The following is a 17,701-nucleotide window of genomic DNA, read 5'->3' as shown; positions in this document are numbered from 1 at the left end:
GCCCCGCGGTGAGGGCCGCGGGGCTGACGGTTACCGGGTTCGCCGGCTACTCGGCGCGGCGGGGCGCGGCGTCACGGAGCACGCTGGCCCGGCGCGGTGCGCTCGTCGGCCTCGGGCTGTTCCCGAGCCGCATGAGCATCTGCGGGAACCCGCCGAGGGACAAGGCCTTGCGCAGGTCGTGACGCGTTGTCGGGTTCTCGAGGACGGTGGTCGCGAACGACGCGTGGACGAAGTGGGTGGTGGCAGCCAGCAGCGCGTGCTCCAGCGCCTGGCCGGCCGCGATCCACTCCCTGGGGGAATCGCCGGACGTGCTCAGGACCGCCAGCGTCGAGCTTCGCTCGAACTGTTCGCGGCCCACGCTGGCGGGGAACCGGCGCACCGGAGCGTCGGGATTGCTCGGCGCGCGCCCCAGGAGGTGTGCGGGTATGCCGTCGTCACGCCCCGGCCAGCCGGTCGTCCACGCCGCTTCCTCGCCGCGACCGGCCATGTCCTCCGCCGCGATCGCCTCCGCCCGCCGCATGAGGCCGATCACCTCGGCACGCGAGGGGTCAGCGGGCTGGATCGTGCGCAGGCTTGCCCCTTCGGAGTGAGCCGCGCGCTGGATGACGGCCAGGACGTCCCCGGGAAGGGGCCGGTCGTCGAACGGCGTGCGGGAGGTCGCGCGGTGCTCGATCGCCAGGGACAGCTCGAGCTCGTCAGCGCTCGGGTCGCCACCCGGCTCGAGCACGACCTCGGCGACGAGCAGCTCGTCCTCCGGATCGGGCAGCACCGTCACGACCGCGGTCAGCGACTCACGGCGGGCCGCGGCCCTGGCGTTGAACAGGAAGGCCCCACAGCTGATGAACATCTCACGGCCCTGCGGGTCGTTGTGCCGCAGCCGTCGCGACGGGTCGGCACGAAGGGTCAGGCCGGAACCCGTGACCGCCACCTGCCAGGGCTGGGTGTTCAAGACGCTCGGGGCGTCTCCGGCCGCTCTCAGGATCCTCTCGATCCGTGCGTCGACGACATCCATTTCTCGTCTCCTCGATTCTCGTCCACGGCCGTCGGCCCGCCCCGCCGGGTCCGGAGTCACCTCCATCCCCGCGGGGACCGACTCGTGCTCCTGGCCAGGACATCACCCGCTCCCCGACCCCGGCAGGGTAGGTGGTCCTCGCTTCACCTGACCTTGGTCCCGTTCGGGACAGACCAATGCCTCGCACCGGCCGGACGATCGCCCCTGCCGCCCTGGGCGACCGGTTGATGTCCTGGTGACGAACAGGAGGAGGGTGGCCATGAAAAGTGCCTTGTACCGGTGCGTCCTCGTCGCCGGCACCGCGATCGCGGCCGCGTGGGCCGTACGTCGAGCATCCCTTCGCTGGGGTGCCGACGCCGGGGAGCTCACGATGCCGCTGCCCGGTGACGGCTGGCTCCCCGCGCCTGATCTGCAGGCCACGCGAGCGATCACCATCAAAGCCCCACGTTCGCACGTGTGGGGATGGGTCGCCCAGCTCGGCCAGAATCGGGGCGGCTTCTACACGTACGACTGGCTCGAGAACCTCGCCGGCTGTGACATCCACTCGTCGGACGTCGTCATGCCCGAGCTCCGCGTCCGCGCCGTCGGCGACGAGGTCAGGCTCGCCCCTTCCGTCGGGCTGCGGGTGGTCGACCTGGAGGAGACGCACCACCTCGTGCTGCGCGGCGCGGTGGCCGGGGACGGCACGACCGCCCCCGCCCCCTACGACTTCACCTGGGCCTTCGTTCTCACCGAGGATGCACCGGGTGTCACCCGCCTCATCGTCCGTGAGCGATACGCGTACCTGGCCGGCTGGGCGCGTCTGCTCGCGGAACCGGTCGAGATGGTGAGCTTCCTCATGTCGCAACGGATGCTCCGCGGCATCCGGGAGCGCGCCGAGCGCCGCACGGCGACCGGGGCCTGAGGAGCGACCCATGCGCCCAGCGGACGGACGCACCGCACGCCCTGGCGTGGACCTACGTCGATCCGATCGACTCGATCGGCGCCGGTGGATCCTGGCCGTCTCCGTGGGCGAGGGCGTCGGCTTTGCGCTCGCGACGGCCCTGGCGGTCCTCGGCCTCGTCGCCGGGATCGACGGCCCCGGCCGGTTGGCCCTCGCGATGGTCGGTGGTGCCATGGAAGGTGCGGCCCTCGCGTCGGGGCAGTACCTCGGCATGCGCACGGGGCGCCCTGCCGCACGGCGGTGGATCGGTGCCACGGCACTCGCGGCGGCACTGGCCTGGGCGCTCGGGATGATGCCGAGCACCCTTGGCACGGACCTCGGGGAACCGGCCGCGCTGCTCGCGCTCGTCGCCGGCGGGATCGTGCTGCTCGCCAGCATCCCCGTCGCGCAGTGGCTGGTGCTCGCGCGACCGGGCACGTTCCGGTGGGTGCCGGTGAATGCCGGAGCCTGGCTGGTCGCGATCCTCTGGACCTTCGCACCGTCTCCGTTCATCGACGAGCGGAGCCCGGTCGTCGTGGTCGCCACCCTCTACGTGCTGGCCGGAGTGCTGATGGCTGTCACCTCGCATCGCTCACCGCGGGCGTCGCGCGTTCGCTCTTCTTTCCCTGCACGACGCACCCGGTCGGCCGGAGAGCCGGCCGAGACCCCGCTGACTGACCAGTGTCCGATCAGGGGACGTTGGTCCCGTTCGTGCGGGCCGCTCGTCTCTGCCGTCGGGACGGGTCCGTTGGTGTCCTGGTAGTGAGCAGAGGAGGACGATCATGAACAACACCTGGTACCGGAGCGTCGTCGTGGGAGTCGACGGCTCGGACGAGAGTCTGGCGGCGCTGAGCTGGGCGACCACCACCGCCGACCTGCACGGCGCCCGTCTGGCGGTGGTGGCGGCACACCTCGAGGAGGGCGACGTCGATCCCGGCATGGCGAGTCTCGTCGAGGAGGCGCGTGAGCTGGCGCACCGTGCGGCCCGTGCCGCCCGGGACCAGCTGCACGGATGGCGACCCGGGGGCAGGGACATCGAGACACGTGTGCTGCCGGGCAAGGCGGCCCGTGTGCTGGCCGCGCAGTCGACCGCCGACGACCTCGTCGTGGTGGGGCGTCGCGGGCTGCGCGCGTTCGACCGCGCACTGCTCGGGTCCGTCTCCTCGGCCCTGGCGGCCGGTGCACCCGGAACGGTCGCGGTGGTACCTGCCGGGGCGGCGACCGACGAACCCCGGAAGATCCGGGTCGGCGTAGGTCCCGTCGACGAGCCGGACGTCCTGGGCACAGCGTTCGCGGAGGCGGACGCACGCGGACGCCCGCTCGAGGTGCTGCACGTGACGGGGACCGACCCCATCTCGTCGGCCCTGCTCAACATGGACCCCGTGGCAGCGTCGTGGCACGAGGCCGCAGCGGTGGACCTCGCTGATCGGCTGGCGCGGTGGTCGGACAAGTACCCGACGGTCACCTACACCGTGGTGATCCGCCGCGGCGACCCTGTCGCCACGCTGCTCGACGGCCTGGCCCGGAACGACCTCCTGGTCGTCGGCGGACGCAGCCACTCGGCGGTCGCGGGGCGCCTGCTGCGCAGTGTGCCCGACTCCGTGGTCCGCGGCGCGTCGTGCCCGGTCCTGGTCGTGCACGCACACCGTCATCCGGTCAGCTGACCGGACGCGGTCCGAGCGGAAGGAGAGAACGATGATGTACGGAAATTACGGGACGGGCATGTGGGGCGTCCTCCTCATGGTCGTCTTCATGATCGTCGGTGGGCTGCTGCTGTGGGGGCTGATCGTCGCCGGTGTGGTGACCGCAGCCCACTACCTCAGGGGCCCCGACAGGTCCCGTGGGATGCCGGAGACAGGCACGTCCGCGCGGCAGGTGCTGGCCCAGCGGTTCGCCCAGGGCGACATCGACGAGAACGAGTACACCCGGCGGTTGCACGTCCTGGACACGACCGGACCACCACCGCACCCCGCGGACACGACCCAGCAGAGGAGATGACGTGATGGCAGACCGGAACACGGGTGCGGCCGCCGGCGGCGGCGTGATCTACGGGCTCGGCATCTTCGGTGCCTGGGTCTATTTCTGGCAGCAGGCCGACGGCTTCTGGGAGTTCGTCTGGGCGATCGTGCAGGGCATCTTCTGGCCTGCCTTCATGGTGTACGAGGCCTTCGCCGCACTCGCCGGCTGACGCGCACCAGGCTTTCGCTACTCCTGGGCGTAGGTGTCCTGTGCACAGGTGTCAGCGACGCTGGTCCCGGCCGCACGCTCGGGGACCACGCCAAGGCCGGTGGGCGAGCCGCCCAGCGCACGGAGCGCGTACAGGATCGCCGCCAGGTCGACGAGCTCCTGCACCAGGGCACCCGCGACGGCGGGGATCGCCCCGGTCATGGCCACCAGCATGAGACCGGTGCTCAGCCCGATGCCGATCCAGATGGCCGTGAGCGCGACCCGCAACGTGTGCCGGCCGATCGAGACGGCGTCGACGACCTTGGCGAGCGAGTCGACGAGGAGCACCACACCGGCGGCGTCCCCTGCCGCGGTCGCGCCCTTCGCGCCCATGGCGACACCGACGTCGGACGCCGCCAGTACCGGGGCGTCGTTCACCCCGTCGCCGACCATCATCACCGGCCGCGGACGCAGCTCGGCGGCGAGCCGCACCTTCTCCGGCGGGAGCAGCTCGGCCCGGACGTCGTCGATCCCGACCTGCCGAGCGATGGACTCCGCCGTCGGCCGGGCGTCCCCGGTCAGCATCGTGATGTGTTCGATGCCGTTCTCCCGCAACCAGGAGACGACTGCCGGCGACTCGGGGCGCGGGTCGTCCGCGAGGACGATGGTGCCCGCGAACCGTCCGTCGACGGCGAGGTAGGCCGCCGCCTCTCCGGGACCGAGGGTTGCCCGGATCGTGTCCGGCGCGATCGACGCGACGTAGGCAGGCTTGCCGACGACGACGGTCCGGCCCTCGACGACGGCGGTCACGCCGTTCGTCGCGACCTCGGCCGCATCAGTGGCGGTCAGCAGGTCGAGGCCACGCTCGGTCGCGGCACGGTGGATGCTCTCGGCGAACACGTGCGACGAATACTGCTCGGCCGAGGCCGCGAGCCGCAGCAGCTCGTCGGCGGTGAAGCCGGCGGCGGGCCGGACGGCGACGAGGCCAGGGCGGCCCCGCGTCAGCGTTCCCGTCTTGTCGAAGGCGGCGGACCGCAGGCGTGCGAGCTGCTCGATGACCGTGCCGCTCTTGACGATCACCCCGCTCCTGGCCGCACGCGAGAGCCCACCGAGAAACGCGACCGGTGCCGCGATGAGGAGCGGGCACGGGGTCGCCAGCACGAGCACCTCGGCGAAGCGGGTCGGGTCCCCGGAGATCGTCCACGCCGCACCCGCCAGGACGAGCGCGACCGCTGTGAACGGGACCGCGAAACGATCGGCGAGCCGGACGACCGGCGCCCGCGAGTCCTCGGCGGCCCGCACGAGCGCGACGATCTGCTGGTACTGGCTGTCCGCGCTGCGGCGTACGGCCCGGATCCGCACCGCCCGTGTCCCGTTCACGGCGCCCGACAGAGCCGCCTCGCCGGCCCCGCGGGTGACCGGCAGGCTCTCCCCGGTCAGCGAGGACTCGTCGAACGTCCCGCCGTCACCGAGCAGGACGCCGTCGACCGGCACGATCTCGCCGGGCCGCACGAGCAGGACGTCCCCGACGGCGACGTCGTCGACGGCGACGTCCTCCAGCCCTTCGGCCCGGGATGCGCCCGGGGGACGCTGCACGTGCGCGACACGGGGCGAGCGATCGAGCAGGGCCGTCAGGTCACGCTTGGCACGCCGCCCGGCGAAGTCCTCGAGCGCTCTGCCGCCCGAGAGCATCAGCACGATGATCAGCGCTGCGACGTACTCCCTGACCGCCAGGGTCGCGACCATGGCAACGACCGCGAGGACGTCGAGCCCGACGTGCCCGCGAAGCACGTCGCGCACCATCCCGACGAGCGTCCACACGATGAACGCGCCGACGTACACCGTGGCGACCCATCGCGCGACGTCGCCCTCGCCCGCGGCGCGGAGAAAGAGCACCACCACCAGCGCCACGACCGCGACCGTGATCCCGGGATACCGCCGCAGGCCGCGAAGTACCCGCATGGTCACGTCTCCTCCGCCACGTCGTGCTGGTCGAGATCGCTCCAGCGCACCGCCCAGCTCTCCCCCGGTGCCAGCGCACGTTCCCCGCCGTCGAGCGCGACGGTGATGGACCGCTGCCGGGACCGGGCCAGTCCGACGCGCGCACCGTCATGGTCGCACCGCACCATGACTCCCCAGTGGTCCCGGTAACGGAGCCGGAGCTCCAGGGCGTCGAGCTCCGCGGGCAGCCGCGGGTTGAGCCGGAGCACGCCGCCGGTCAGAGCCAGGCCGGTGTAGCACCGTTGGACTAGGTCCACGGTGCCCGCCATGGCGCCGAGGTGGATCCCTTCGGCGGTCGTCCCCCCTTGGACATCGGCGATGTCACTGTCGAGCGCCTCACGGAAGAACCGCCAGGAGGCGCTGCGGTCCACGCTGGCGAGGACCCAGGCGTGCACCACGGCGCTCAGCGTCGACCCATGGCTGGTGCGGGCAAGGTAGTAGTCCACCGTACGGTTCAGCGCCGAATGGTCCAGCTCGTACCCGAGCGATCGCAGCGTCCCACGCACACCGCCCTCGCCGAGCAGGAAGACCAGCATCAGGACGTCTGCCTGCTTGGACGCCTGATAGTGGTTGACGGAGTCGTCCTCCGCCTCGAGGATCCGGTCGAGCCGCCGGATGTCGCCGTACCGCGACCGGTAGGCCGGCCAGTCCAGCTCCACGAGCCGGTCGTATCCCTCGAACTGGCTGATCACACCGTCTGCGTGGAACACGACGCGCATCCGCCTGCTGACATGGTCGAACAGGTCCGTCTCGCGTTCGTCCAGCTGAAGCCGCCGGCCCAGTGCGTACCGCTCCTGCGCGGGCAGCAGCGCGAGCGCGTCCAGCGTGTATCTCAGTACCCGAGTGATCATCACGTTCGTGTACGCGTTGTTGTCGATACCGGGCTGGTCGGCACCGGGGTACCGGTCGTGGTACTCGTCCGGTCCCACGACGCCGCGGACGTCGTACCGGTCCGCCCCGGCGTCGTACGTCGCCAGGCTGCACCAGAACCGGGCGATCTCCACCAGCATCTCGATGCCGTGGCCACGCATGAACTCCAGGTCCCCGGTCGCCTCGTAGTACTGCCACAGGTTGTGCGCCACGGCGATCCCGACGTGCCGCTGCAGGTCCGTGTGGTCCTCGAGCCACCGGCCGGACGCGGGGTTCAGGTGCATCCGTTGCGTCTCCTCCCGACCGTCGCTCCCGCTCTGCCAGGGATACATGGCACCCCGGTAACCGGCGTCGGATGCCGCACGGCGTGCCTGCGGCAGACGCCGCCACCGGTACATGAGCAGCGACCGCGCCACGTGCGGCAGGCGGAGCAGCAGGAACGGGAACACGAACAGCTCGTCCCAGAAGACGTGTCCCCGGTACGCCTCGCCGTGCAGACCGCGCGCCGGCAAGCCGACGTCGAGCTGCGCCGTGTGCTCGGACAGGACCTGCAGCAGGTGGAAGACGTGCAGGTCCAGCGCCTGCTGCGCCTCGCCCGGGACGACGACGGCGCTCTCCTGCCACAGCCGGTCCCAGGCGCGGACGTGGTCCGCCAGGAGCTCCTCGAAGGACGCGAGGCGTGCCGCGTGCCGGCGCGCGGCGTCGAGGGGCTCGGAGATCGCCCGGTCCTGCGACGTGTACATCGCCACCCGCTTCTCGACCGTCAGTGGCACGCCCTGGGCCAGGTCGGACCACAGCCGCAAGGCCGGCGCGCCGGCGTCGTGCTCGAACACGGTGCTTACCGGCCTCGACCGGTCCGTGACCGCCACCGTCATCGCCTGCGCGATCCGGACCTGCGACGTAGCGGTGCGGACCTGCAGCCAGGCCACCCCCTCGTCCTCGTCGTAGCCCTCCACGACGGGGACGAGGTGGCCGCCGTCCAGGTCCCGGTAGCGCGCGACCCCGGAGTTGGTCACCCGCCCGTCGAGGCTCGCGCGCAGCTCAAGGGTTCCTGACCAGTTCTCCGCCACGAACGTCGTCTCGAGGGCGGCCACGTGGGGGTCGTGCATCGACACGAGCCGCCGCTGGGTGATCGCGAGCACACGGCCGAGCGGGTCACGGAACCGGGTTCGCCTGGTCAGCACCCCGCGCCGTGTGTCGAGGTCCTGCCGGTGGTCCAGGACCTGTTCCGCCGTGAGTCCCAGCCAGTCCTGTCCTGGCGTGCAGAAGGTCAGCGGCAGCCAGTTCGGCGCGTTGACGAGGTCCTCGTTCTCGACGGTGCGCCCGGCAACCGTCGAGGTCAGCCGGTCGTAGCAGCCGGCGATGTAGGTGCCCGGGTAGTGGACGCCGTCGGCGTGCGACTCCGGTGCGGCGCCACGGGTCGCGACGTAGCCGTTCCCCAGGGTGCACAAGGCCTCCCGCAGGCCCTCTGCCGCTGGGTCGAAGCCCTCATACGACAGCGTCGCGTGTTCCATGTCTCACCCCGGTCACGCGGAGGTCGGCGAGATCGCCGATTACGACGTGCGCTCCCCTGGCCGCCATGTCGTCACCGATCCGGTGCTGCCGGTCCACCCCGACCACCAGCCCGAAGCCGCCCCGGTGGCCGGCCTCGACGCCGACCAGGGCATCCTCGATCAGTGCGCACCGGCTCGGGGCCACCGTCAGGCGCCGGGCGGCCTCCAGGAACAGAGCCGGTTCGGGCTTGCCCGGGAGCCCGAGCCGTTCGGCATCCAGGCCGTCCACCCGCACATCGACCAAGAGGTCTACTCCAGCGGCACGCAGCACCGGCCCGCAGTTGCGACTCGCCGAGACGGCCGCGATCCCGGTCCCCCGGTCCCGTAGCGTGCGCAGAAGGGCCACTGTGGAGGGGAACGCGTGGAACCCGTGGCGGACCTCGTCGAGGAAGTATCGGTTCTTGCGCTCGAGCAGTGACTCAAGGGTCTCGGTGCCGGCGCCGCCCTGCTCCGGCAGCACGATGTCGCGCGACCGGAGGAACCCGCGAGCGCCGTCCTCGCGTGACCGGCCGTCGACGAAGCGCGGGTAGTCGGCGTCGATGTCGAACGGCAGGAAACCGGCGCCGACCCGCCGGCCGTGCTCACGCAGGAGCTCGTCGAACGCACGCTTCCAGGCGGCTGCGTGCGTGCGAGCGGTATCCGTGATGACGCCGTCCGTGTCGAGCACCACGGCGTCGATGAGCGCGAGGTCGAGCACGGCGGGGCGTGCCGGGGCCATGTCGTCTCCCCTTCGTCGACGAGGTCAGGAGCTCGGTCTGCTGGGCCGGCGTGCCGCGACCTCGGCGCCCAGCGCCCTGCCCCAGTCGCGTGCACGATCGACCTCGCCGTCGACGAGAGGACCGGCGACGTCCGTGACCCGGAAGCTGGTGAAGGCCGCGGTGAGGTGATAGCCGAGCCGGTCCAGCCGGTGGCTCGCCGCACGCGCGGCGGATCCGGTGACGCGCGAGGTCACCCGGGTGTCGAACGTGGTAGCCGCCGTGTCTGCCGTCGCGGCCGGAAGGCTGCCGAGCCACTCGCGGATACCGCGGCCGCGGGAGACGAGGGTCGTGGCCCGCTGGCCGGCGTCGCGCCGCGTCGTGGGCCAGGACATGCTGAAGGCGTGGGTCGGCCCGCCGACGACCAGCAGTGTGACGTCGGCCGGCACGGTGTCGGGCGCCGCACCGACCTCGACGACATCGGCGCGCATCGATGCCTCGATCCCCTCCCCGATCGCCCGCGCGATCTCTTCCGTGTTGCCGAACATGGACTCATAGACCACGAGCGCACGCATCGCTGTTACCTCCTGTGCCTGTGCAGTCCACCTTCCTCGCCCGGGACCGGGGCCATCAGGGCCGTCCGGCCCGGGTCGGCAGGACGTTCGGCCCTGCCTCGCACGAACCACACGACGAAGACTGGGGTTGCCGGCCGCGACCGCGGTCGAGCGGCCAGAGGGAGTGATCAGTCATGAACCGCCTGAACGACAGAACGGCCCTGGTCACCGGTGGCGCCAGCGGCATCGGTCGCGCGATTGCGCTACGCCTCGCCGCGGAAGGTGCGGCGGTGCTGGTCACCGACATCCAGGACGACGAGGGCCAGAAGGTCGCGGACGAGATCGTCGAGAAGGGCGGCCGAGCGGTCTTCCTGCACCACGACGTGGCCGACGAGAGTGCTTGGACCGCGGCGGTAGATCGTGCCGTGTCCGAGTTCGGCGGGCTGGACGTGCTGGTCAACAACGCCGGCATCGGTGACCTCGGCACCATCGAGGACACGACGCTGGACCAGTACGAACGCACGATCTCGGTGGACCAGACCGGCGTGTTCCTCGGGACGAGGGCCGCCGCGGAACAGCTCAAGGCCTCGGGTCACGGGTCCGTGATCAACATCAGCTCGATCTTCGGCACCAGCGGTGGGCTGGGCACGTCGCCGGCGTACCACGCCGCGAAGGGCGCTGTGCGCACCCTCACCAAGAACGTGGCGCTGGCCTGGGCGCGAGCCGGGGTCCGGGTCAACTCGATCCACCCGGGGTTCATCGACACGCCGATCCTCGACGTGGCCAGGGGCACGGAGTTCGAGACCGCCATGGTGGACCTGACCCCGATGGGCCGCCTGGGCCGGCCGGAGGAGGTCGCGGCAGCGGCCGCCTATCTCGCGGGCGACGACGCGTCCTTCGTGACCGGCGCCGAGCTCTATGTCGACGGCGGGTACATCGCCCGCTGAGCCCACCGCATGCCTGCGGGAGGGGAGCCGCGCCGGTGCGAGCCCGGCCGGTCAGCTGAAGGGAGAGACATCATGGACGTCGTCGACTCGCGGGTCGAGCGGATCTTGAGGGCAGCGGCGAGCGCCCCGAGCGTCTACAACACCCAGCCGTGGCAGGTGGACGCCACGGGGAGCGCCGTGACCCTGCGCGCGGATGCCGCGCGTCAGCTGCGGCACTCCGACCCGCACGGCAGGGAGATGCTGATCAGCTGCGGGGCGTTCCTGTTCAATGCCAGGACGGCCGCTCGGCGGGACTCGCTGACCGCCGTCGTCAAGATCCTGCCGGACCCCGACGACGAGCTCCTGGTGGCCGAGATCGAGTTCGAACCAGGCCCCGCTCCGAACATGGACGAGCTCGAGCTGTCCGTGGCGATCGCGCGACGCGCGACGTCACGGGTGCCGTTCGACGACCAACCGTTGTTCACGGACGTGCTGATGTCCATCCTGCAGGCCGCTCGGGACGAAGGAGCGGAGCTGCGGCTGGTCCAGCCCTCGGAGCCCGTACGTGAGGACGTGATCGGGCTGATGCGCAGGGCGGAGGCCATTGCCGCGGAGGACCCAGCGGCTCGTGCGGAGGAGAAGGCGTGGACCGCCACCGATCCCGGCCGTGAGGACGGCATCCCGCGGGACCTGCTCGGTCCTGCCGCCGACGACGACCGGGCTCCGGTGCGTCGGTTCATCGCGAGCACCGGCAAGGCGCAGTTCGAGGAGCGGTCGACGTTGGCGATTCTCTCGACCGCCGGGGACTCCGCCCGGGGCTGGGTGGCGGCGGGCCAGGCGTTGCAGCACGTGCTGCTGGTGGCCACCACTTACTTCGTCCATGCCTCGTTCGCGACCACCGTCCTGGAGAACCCGACGACGCGTCATGACCTGCGCCGAGTCCTGTCGCTCGACGGGGCACCGCAGATGCTCATGCGGCTGGGGTACAGCTCGATGCCGGAGCACACGCCTCGCCGCTCCGTTCCGCTCAAGGTCTCGCCCTGATCCAGCAGCCCCCGATCCAGCCGGCCGCTGTACGGTAGGCGGCCGCCGGAGCTCAAGAGGTCCTGCTGCTCCGGCGGGCCGCCACCTCGGATCCCAGAGCCTTGGCCCATGTTCTGGCTCGGTTGAGCTCACCGCTGGCGAGCGGACCGGTAAGGCTGATGACCCGGAAGCTCACGGGAGCGGCGACGAGGGGGTAGCCGAGCCTGTCGAGCCTGCGAGCGGCTGCTCGGGCGGCGGACCCGGTGAGATGCGCGGTCGTTCGTGTGTCGAATGCGGTGGCCTCGGTCCTGGACCCGGACATCACCCCCGGGAGCGCTCCGAGCCACTCGCGGATCCCGCGCTCGCGTGAGATGACGGACGGTGCTCGCGCGGCGGCGTCCCGTCGGGTCGACGGCCAGGACATGCTGAACGCGTGCGTCGGCCCGCCGACGACCAGCAGTGTGACGTCCTGGGGCACGATGTCGTGCGCCGCGCCCACCTCGAGGACGTCGGCGTGCATCGACGCTTCTATGCCCGCGGCGATGGACCAGGCGATGGCTCGAGTGTTCCCGAACATGGACTCGTAGACGATCAGGGCACGCATGGCGAGTTTCCTCCGCGAGATCGGTCCCCCCAGGTTCCTTGCCCAGGATCCTCGTCCGCCCGGGCTGCCCGGCAGGGCTGAGCGTCCCGTTACGGCGGGACTTTCGGCCCTGCCGTCGACCCCGGCCGAGCTCGGGGCACCGGCTCCCGCCGGAGGGCACAGCAGGTCACGTGAAGATGATCTGGCCGCCGGCCGCGAGGTCGTAGAACTCGCCGACCGTGATGACGTCCTTGACCGGCCCGATGAAGTCGTCCCTGGTGAAGCCGAACAGGTCGACCGAGGCCTGGCACGCGTACAGTCCCGCGCCGGTGTCGGCGATCATCTCGACGAACTCGGCGATCGGCGGGATGTCAAGCTTGTCCATCTTCCGCGCCATGTACCGGGTCATCGCCGCGGAGACGCCGGGCACGCCGCCCACCCAGGTCGGCAGGTGCAGACCGGGTTTGCCGGAGCCCTTGGAGATGATGATGGAGCGCCGCCACGGGCACCTACGCCACCGCACCGGGATGCCGCGCCCGCCACAGCAGCTTGCGGAGCTCGTCGAACCAGAGCACCGAGGAGGCCATGGCGACCGCGACACCCCAGTGCGCGAGGTCGAGGCTCGCGGTGCCGAAGGCGACCTGGAGGAACGGCACCTGGACGACGGCGACCTGGAGCAGCACGCCCAGCCCGATCGCTCCCCAGAGCCAGCGGCCCGCGAACATGCGGTGGAACGCGCTCGTCGTCTCCGACCGGGAGTTGAACACGTTGAAGAGCTGGGCCAGGACGAGGGTGGTGAACCCGGCGGTGCGAGCCACGGCGAGCGAGTCGACCCCCTCGACCAGACCCCCCGGCAGGAAGATGTCGATGGTGAGCAGGGTAGCGACCCCCATGACGAGGCCGATGCTCAGCACGCCCGTCCACATGCGCGCGTCGATGATCCGCTCGTGCATGCCCCGTGGCGGCCGGGCCATGACGTCGTCGGTCTCGGGGTCCATACCCATGGCCAGGGCCGGGCCGGAGTCGGTGACGAGGTTGATCCACAGGATCTGGGTGGCCAGCAGCGGCACGACGACGGCCTCGCCACCGGCCACGCCCTCCAGGCCGACCATTTCGGCGAACAGCACGCCGAGCAGCACGGTGCACACCTCGCCCATGTTGGAGGAGAGCAGGTAGCGCAGGAACTTCTTGATGTTGTCGAAGATGACGCGGCCCTGCCGCACGGCCGCGACGATGGTCGCGAAGTTGTCGTCGCCGAGGATCATCTTGGCCGACTCCTTGGTCACCTCCGTGCCGGTGACGCCCATGGCGACGCCGATGTCGGCGGTCTTCAGTGCGGGCGCGTCGTTGACGCCGTCCCCGGTCATGGCGACCACGTGCCCGTCGGCCTGGAGCGCGTCGACGATCTGCAGCTTGTTCTGCGGGGCCACGCGGGCGTACACCGAGACGGTGCGCGTGGCCTCGCGCAGGCCGGGTCCGTCGAGGCCGTCCAGCTCCGTGCCCGTGACCGCTCGTGCCCCGCGCTCGACGATGCCCAGGTCGGTCGCGATCCGGATGGCGGTGACCGGGTGGTCGCCGGTGATCATCATGACGCGGATGCCTGCCCGACGGGCCTCGGCCACCGCGGTCGTGACCTCGGGCCGGGGCGGGTCGATGATGCCCACCACTCCGAGGTAGACCAGGTCGGACTCGTGCTCCTCCAGCCGCTCCGGCCCGAGGCCCTCCGCGACCCGGCGGTAGGCGACGCCGAGCGTGCGGTACGCCCGGTCCGACAACCGCTCGACCGCGTCGAGCGCCGCTCCGCGCAGCTCGTCGTCGAGCGGGACCGTCTCATCGCCGACCTGCACGGCGGTACAGCGTCCGAGCAGCACGTCGGGGGCGCCCTTGGTGACCAGCGCCCAGGCACCCTCCCCCGGCGGGTCGACGAGCGCGGACATCAGCTTGCGTTCGGAGGTGAACGGGACCTCGCCACGGCGTTCGAAGGCGGCCACGCGGTCCACCGTGCCCGCGAGCTTGTGCGCCGCGACGAGGAACGCTGCCTCGGTGGGGTCGCCCTGTACGGTCCACTCGCCGTCCTCGTCGACGAGCTGGGCGTCGTTGGCGAGCGAGCCGCCGCCCAGCACCATGGTCACCTCCCGGAGCAGCGGCTCATCCGTGAGCAGTCCCCCGTCGCCGTCCGGCCCCGCGCGCACATCGCCGTCGGGCCGGTAGCCCACACCGGTGAGCACGACCTCGCCCGAGGCGGTGACGACCCGCTGGATGGTCATCTCGTTCTTGGTCAGGGTGCCGGTCTTGTCCGACGCGATGACCGACGCCGAGCCCAGCGTCTCCGCGGAGTGCAGCTTCTTCACGACGGCGTTCCGGCGTGCCATCGTCTGCACGCCGACCGCCAGGACGACCGACAGGATGGCGGGCAGGCCCTCGGGCACCGCTGCCACGGCCAGCGAGACCCCGAGCAGCAGGACCGCGACGAGGTCGGCCGCCGAACGGACGTCGTTGACCAGGGCGGCGACGACCATGACGACGACGGCGATACCGATCACCGTGAGGCCGAGCACCTTGCTCACCCGGGAGATCTCCCGCTGGAGCGGGGTGGCGTCCTCCTCGGTGGCGTCGAGGAGCCGTGCGATCGCGCCCATCTGCGTACCCATACCGGTGGCCACCACGACGGCCCTTCCGACGCCCTGCGCGACGGCGGTGCCCTTGTGGACCATGTCGAACCGGTCGCCGAGCGGAGCGGCGGCCGGCAGGACCATCGCGTCCTTGAGCACCGCCTCGGACTCACCGGTCAACGACGCTTCCTGGACCCGCAGGGCGGTCGCACTGACGAGACGCGCATCGGCGCCGACGGCGTCGCCCTCTGCCAGCACGAGCACGTCGCCGCGGACCAGCTCCGCGGATCGCACGGTGACCCGGCGACCGTCCCGGAGGACCGTGGACGTCGCCTCGGTCATGGACCGCAGCGCCGCGACGGCGTTCTCCGCCCTGCTCTCCTGGACCAGTCCGAGCACCGCGTTGAGCACCACGATCGCGGCGATCACCACCGCGTCGACGGGCACGCCCTCGGCGCCCTCCACCCACCAGACGATGACCGAGATGGCCACGGCGACCAGCAGCAGGGCCACGAGCGGGTCGCGGAACTGCTCGAGCACCTTGCGCCAGAGCGGTACGGGCGGCCTGGAGCGCAGCTCGTTCGGCCCGTCGGCGGCCAGCCGGCGTGCGGCCTCGGCGGCGCTCAGCCCGACGGCGGGATCGACGCCGAGCTCGCGAACCACGTCGTCCGCCTCCCGCAGCGACGGGTCGGCCGGCTCGGAGATCGTCGACGGGACGGACGACGGGCGGCTGGGCCGGGCCGGGCTACCCGCGGTCACGGGTGCAGATGGACGGGGCGGTGCTCGATCTGCGCGATGTCGTCCGACGTCGCCCGCAACAGCCGGTCTGCCAGGTCCCGCAGAGCGCGAGCGGCGGCCAGCTCCTCGCCGATCTCACGGACCTGCGGGTCGTCCGGGTTGCGCCGGGCACGCCCATGGCCTTCGAGCGTTGTCCCGCTGGACGTGGTCAGCACGGCGTGCGCGGCGGTGAGCGTGCCGTCCCGCTCGATGTCGTCCGCGTCGAACAGGCGGATGGCGACGTTCCAGGTGTGGGTCATGACGGTGCTCCTGTCGATCGGTGCCTCTCCCGTCGTGGGAGAGCGAGCATGCCCCCAAGCGTTCCCCGCGAGCGAGGGCGCGCACCAGGGACCAACGGCCCGAGGCCTCGGGACCGACGGCACAGGGCCGCGCCGAGTTCCGATACCTAGCGTGAGAGCTACCCGGCGGCCTGCCGGGATCGGCACGACACGGAGGAACCATCATGCGCACCATCGTCGTCACCGGCTCGGCCTCGGGAATCGGCCGCGCGACGTTGCGGCTGCTCGAACAGCGAGGTGACCGGGCCATCGGTGTGGACCTCCACGACGCGGAGATCGAGGCCGACCTCCGCACCCCGGACGGCCAGGCCACGATGGTCGAGGAGGTCCGGGCACGCCGGCACCACATCGACGGGGTCGTCGCCAACGCCGGTGTGGCGCACCAGACCCCGGACGACGTCGCGGTCAACTTCTTCGGCACGGTCGCGACGCTGGAGGAGCTGCAGCCCTTGCTCGCCGGCTCGCGAGCCCCTCGCGCGGTCGCCACGGCATCGATGGCGAGCCTCATGCCGTCGGACGCCGAGCTGGTGGACCTGTGCCTCGCGGGCGACGAGGCCGGTGCGCTGGAGCGCGCCGCCAAGCTCGTCGAGGCGCGGCAGAACGACCTCATCTACGCCAGCTCCAAGGTTGCCCTGTGCCGATGGCTGCGGCGAGCCGCTTCGGGGACGGAGTGGGCGGGCGCAGGAATTCCGCTCAACGCCATCGCGCCGGGAGTCGTCGAGACTCCCATGGTCGCGGGGATGATCGGCACGGAGATCCAGCGCGCGGCCATGTCCGCCCTGGTGCCCATGCCGCTGAACGGCTTCATGCGGCCCGAGGTGCCCGCGTACCTCCTGACCTGGCTCGTCAGCGAGAAGAACTCGCACCTGTGCGGCCAGGTCATCTTCGTCGACGGCGGGTCCGACGCCGTCATCCGCGGCGACTCCACCTGGTAGACGCCGCCCGGGGCCATCGACCCGGTCCGGCCCAGGACCAAGGTCCTACCGACAGGAGCCACGTGGCCCTGCACCCGTCCACATCGCTCGCGGGACGCTGGTACCAGGCAGCCGGAACGGTTCCGGCGCAACCCGAGGAGGAACATCATGAGCTCCATCAGCCACCACTCCGCACCGTTGTCGCACGGCCCGGTAGCGCGTGAGCGTGCCGTGTCCGCCGACACGGCCGCCGCTACCGTCACGAGCGCGACGGTCGCCCGGTACAGCTTTGCGGGCGTCCGGCTGCTGCTGGCCGTCGAGTTCCTCTGGGCGTTCGGCGACAAGCTGTTCGGCTGGGGCCTTGGCACACCGACCGAGCGCGCCTGGATCAACGGCGGCTCCCCGACCGAGGGCTACCTCAGCGGCGTCGAAGGCCCGTTCGCCGGCTTCTTCGGCTCCCTGGCCGGCAACCCGGTCGTCGACTGGCTGTTCATGCTCGGCCTGCTCGGCATCGGGCTCGCCCTGGCACTCGGCATCGGGATGCGGGTCGCGGCCGGGACCGGCGCGCTCCTCATGCTCCTGATGTGGCTCGCGTCGCTGCCCCTGGAGAACAACCCGTTCGTGGACTACCACCTGATCGACGCGGTCCTGCTGATCGGGCTGGCCGCCTTCCTCGCCGGTGACACCGTCGGCCTCGGCAAGCAGTGGGCACGCCTGCCCCTGGTCCAGCGGTTCCCCGTCCTGCGATGACACAGCACTCCGTCTCCGCGGTGCCCGTCCCGGTGGTCCCCGGG

Annotated in this window: 18 protein-coding genes; 9 read left to right on the top strand and 9 right to left on the bottom strand. The window is 71.5% G+C overall.

Annotated features, from left to right (window positions below; translation table 11 throughout):
* Positions 1-46 precede the first annotated feature (46 nt).
* The gene (locus ACFWE2_RS01785; RefSeq protein WP_377222488.1) at positions 47-1,012 is read right to left on the bottom strand and encodes an Acg family FMN-binding oxidoreductase; all 966 of its coding nucleotides are present in this window, start codon (positions 1,010-1,012) and stop codon (positions 47-49) included.
* 259 nt (positions 1,013-1,271) lie between these two features.
* Here ACFWE2_RS01785 and ACFWE2_RS01780 point away from each other — a divergent pair, with 259 nt between their 5' ends.
* The 5 genes from ACFWE2_RS01780 to ACFWE2_RS01760 are packed head-to-tail and all read left to right on the top strand — an operon-like array spanning position 1,272 to position 4,122.
* Positions 1,272-1,916 carry an SRPBCC family protein gene (locus tag ACFWE2_RS01780; RefSeq protein ID WP_377222487.1) on the top strand — a complete coding sequence of 215 codons (645 nt, stop codon included), beginning with the start codon at positions 1,272-1,274 and terminating at the stop codon, positions 1,914-1,916.
* Between the two features lie 10 nt (positions 1,917-1,926).
* Positions 1,927-2,697, top strand: a complete 771-nt coding sequence (locus tag ACFWE2_RS01775) for a hypothetical protein (RefSeq protein ID WP_377222486.1) — start codon at positions 1,927-1,929, stop codon at positions 2,695-2,697.
* Between the two features lie 19 nt (positions 2,698-2,716).
* Positions 2,717-3,598 (top strand): universal stress protein, encoded by an 882-nt coding sequence (locus ACFWE2_RS01770; RefSeq protein WP_377222485.1) that lies wholly within the window; start codon positions 2,717-2,719, stop codon positions 3,596-3,598.
* A gap of 31 nt (positions 3,599-3,629) precedes the next feature.
* The gene (locus tag ACFWE2_RS01765) at positions 3,630-3,932 is read left to right on the top strand and encodes an SHOCT domain-containing protein (RefSeq protein ID WP_377222484.1); all 303 of its coding nucleotides are present in this window, start codon (positions 3,630-3,632) and stop codon (positions 3,930-3,932) included.
* A 4-nt stretch (positions 3,933-3,936) separates the two neighbouring features.
* Complete coding sequence (locus ACFWE2_RS01760; RefSeq protein WP_377222483.1) at positions 3,937-4,122, top strand: hypothetical protein; 186 nt, start codon at positions 3,937-3,939, stop codon at positions 4,120-4,122.
* Positions 4,123-4,139: 17 nt separating this feature from the next.
* Here the strand turns inward: ACFWE2_RS01760 and ACFWE2_RS01755 are convergent, their stop codons facing one another.
* Genes ACFWE2_RS01755 through ACFWE2_RS01740 form a run of 4 tightly spaced genes read right to left on the bottom strand, consistent with a single transcriptional unit; the run spans position 4,140 to position 9,794 of the window.
* Positions 4,140-6,062 carry a heavy metal translocating P-type ATPase gene (locus tag ACFWE2_RS01755; RefSeq protein WP_377222482.1) on the bottom strand — a complete coding sequence of 641 codons (1,923 nt, stop codon included), beginning with the start codon at positions 6,060-6,062 and terminating at the stop codon, positions 4,140-4,142.
* A 2-nt stretch (positions 6,063-6,064) separates the two neighbouring features.
* A complete protein-coding gene (locus ACFWE2_RS01750; protein ID WP_377222481.1) occupies positions 6,065-8,485 on the bottom strand; it encodes a glycoside hydrolase family 65 protein in 2,421 nt (806 codons plus the stop codon).
* Entirely contained in the window at positions 8,460-9,242 is a 783-nt protein-coding gene (locus ACFWE2_RS01745) for an HAD family hydrolase (protein WP_377222480.1), read from the bottom strand. The genes ACFWE2_RS01750 and ACFWE2_RS01745 overlap by 26 nt, the downstream gene beginning before the upstream one ends.
* A gap of 24 nt (positions 9,243-9,266) precedes the next feature.
* Positions 9,267-9,794, bottom strand: coding sequence for a flavodoxin family protein (locus tag ACFWE2_RS01740; RefSeq protein ID WP_377222479.1), 528 nt, complete (start codon positions 9,792-9,794; stop codon positions 9,267-9,269).
* Between the two features lie 173 nt (positions 9,795-9,967).
* On the opposite strand from ACFWE2_RS01740, the gene ACFWE2_RS01735 reads away from it, so the two are divergent.
* Together ACFWE2_RS01735 and ACFWE2_RS01730 are read left to right on the top strand one after the other, a co-directional pair.
* Complete coding sequence (locus ACFWE2_RS01735) at positions 9,968-10,720, top strand: SDR family NAD(P)-dependent oxidoreductase (protein ID WP_377222478.1); 753 nt, start codon at positions 9,968-9,970, stop codon at positions 10,718-10,720.
* A gap of 72 nt (positions 10,721-10,792) precedes the next feature.
* Positions 10,793-11,743 (top strand): Acg family FMN-binding oxidoreductase, encoded by a 951-nt coding sequence (locus ACFWE2_RS01730; protein ID WP_377222477.1) that lies wholly within the window; start codon positions 10,793-10,795, stop codon positions 11,741-11,743.
* Between the two features lie 52 nt (positions 11,744-11,795).
* Here ACFWE2_RS01730 and ACFWE2_RS01725 read toward each other — a convergent pair whose 3' ends face one another.
* The 4 genes from ACFWE2_RS01725 to ACFWE2_RS01710 form a co-directional block, all read right to left on the bottom strand.
* Positions 11,796-12,326, bottom strand: coding sequence for a flavodoxin family protein (locus tag ACFWE2_RS01725; protein ID WP_377222476.1), 531 nt, complete (start codon positions 12,324-12,326; stop codon positions 11,796-11,798).
* Positions 12,327-12,492: 166 nt separating this feature from the next.
* Positions 12,493-12,828, bottom strand: coding sequence for a DsrE/DsrF/DrsH-like family protein (locus tag ACFWE2_RS01720; RefSeq protein ID WP_377222475.1), 336 nt, complete (start codon positions 12,826-12,828; stop codon positions 12,493-12,495).
* Entirely contained in the window at positions 12,815-15,676 is a 2,862-nt protein-coding gene (locus ACFWE2_RS01715) for a cation-translocating P-type ATPase (protein ID WP_377222474.1), read from the bottom strand. Before ACFWE2_RS01715 ends, ACFWE2_RS01720 begins: the two co-directional genes overlap by 14 nt.
* Positions 15,673-15,954, bottom strand: a complete 282-nt coding sequence (locus ACFWE2_RS01710) for a dsRBD fold-containing protein (RefSeq protein ID WP_377222473.1) — start codon at positions 15,952-15,954, stop codon at positions 15,673-15,675. The genes ACFWE2_RS01715 and ACFWE2_RS01710 overlap by 4 nt, the downstream gene beginning before the upstream one ends.
* Before the next feature lie 203 nt (positions 15,955-16,157).
* On the opposite strand from ACFWE2_RS01710, the gene ACFWE2_RS01705 reads away from it, so the two are divergent.
* Positions 16,158-16,928 (top strand): SDR family oxidoreductase, encoded by a 771-nt coding sequence (locus tag ACFWE2_RS01705; protein WP_377222472.1) that lies wholly within the window; start codon positions 16,158-16,160, stop codon positions 16,926-16,928.
* A gap of 147 nt (positions 16,929-17,075) precedes the next feature.
* Positions 17,076-17,657 (top strand): hypothetical protein, encoded by a 582-nt coding sequence (locus ACFWE2_RS01700; RefSeq protein ID WP_377222471.1) that lies wholly within the window; start codon positions 17,076-17,078, stop codon positions 17,655-17,657.
* The last annotated feature ends 44 nt before the right edge of the window (positions 17,658-17,701 follow it).

The sequence above is a fragment of the Promicromonospora sp. NPDC060271 genome, from assembly GCF_042726755.1.
Classification (GTDB): Bacteria; Actinomycetota; Actinomycetes; order Actinomycetales; family Cellulomonadaceae; genus Promicromonospora.
This window is presented reverse-complemented; position numbering and strand designations above follow the sequence as displayed.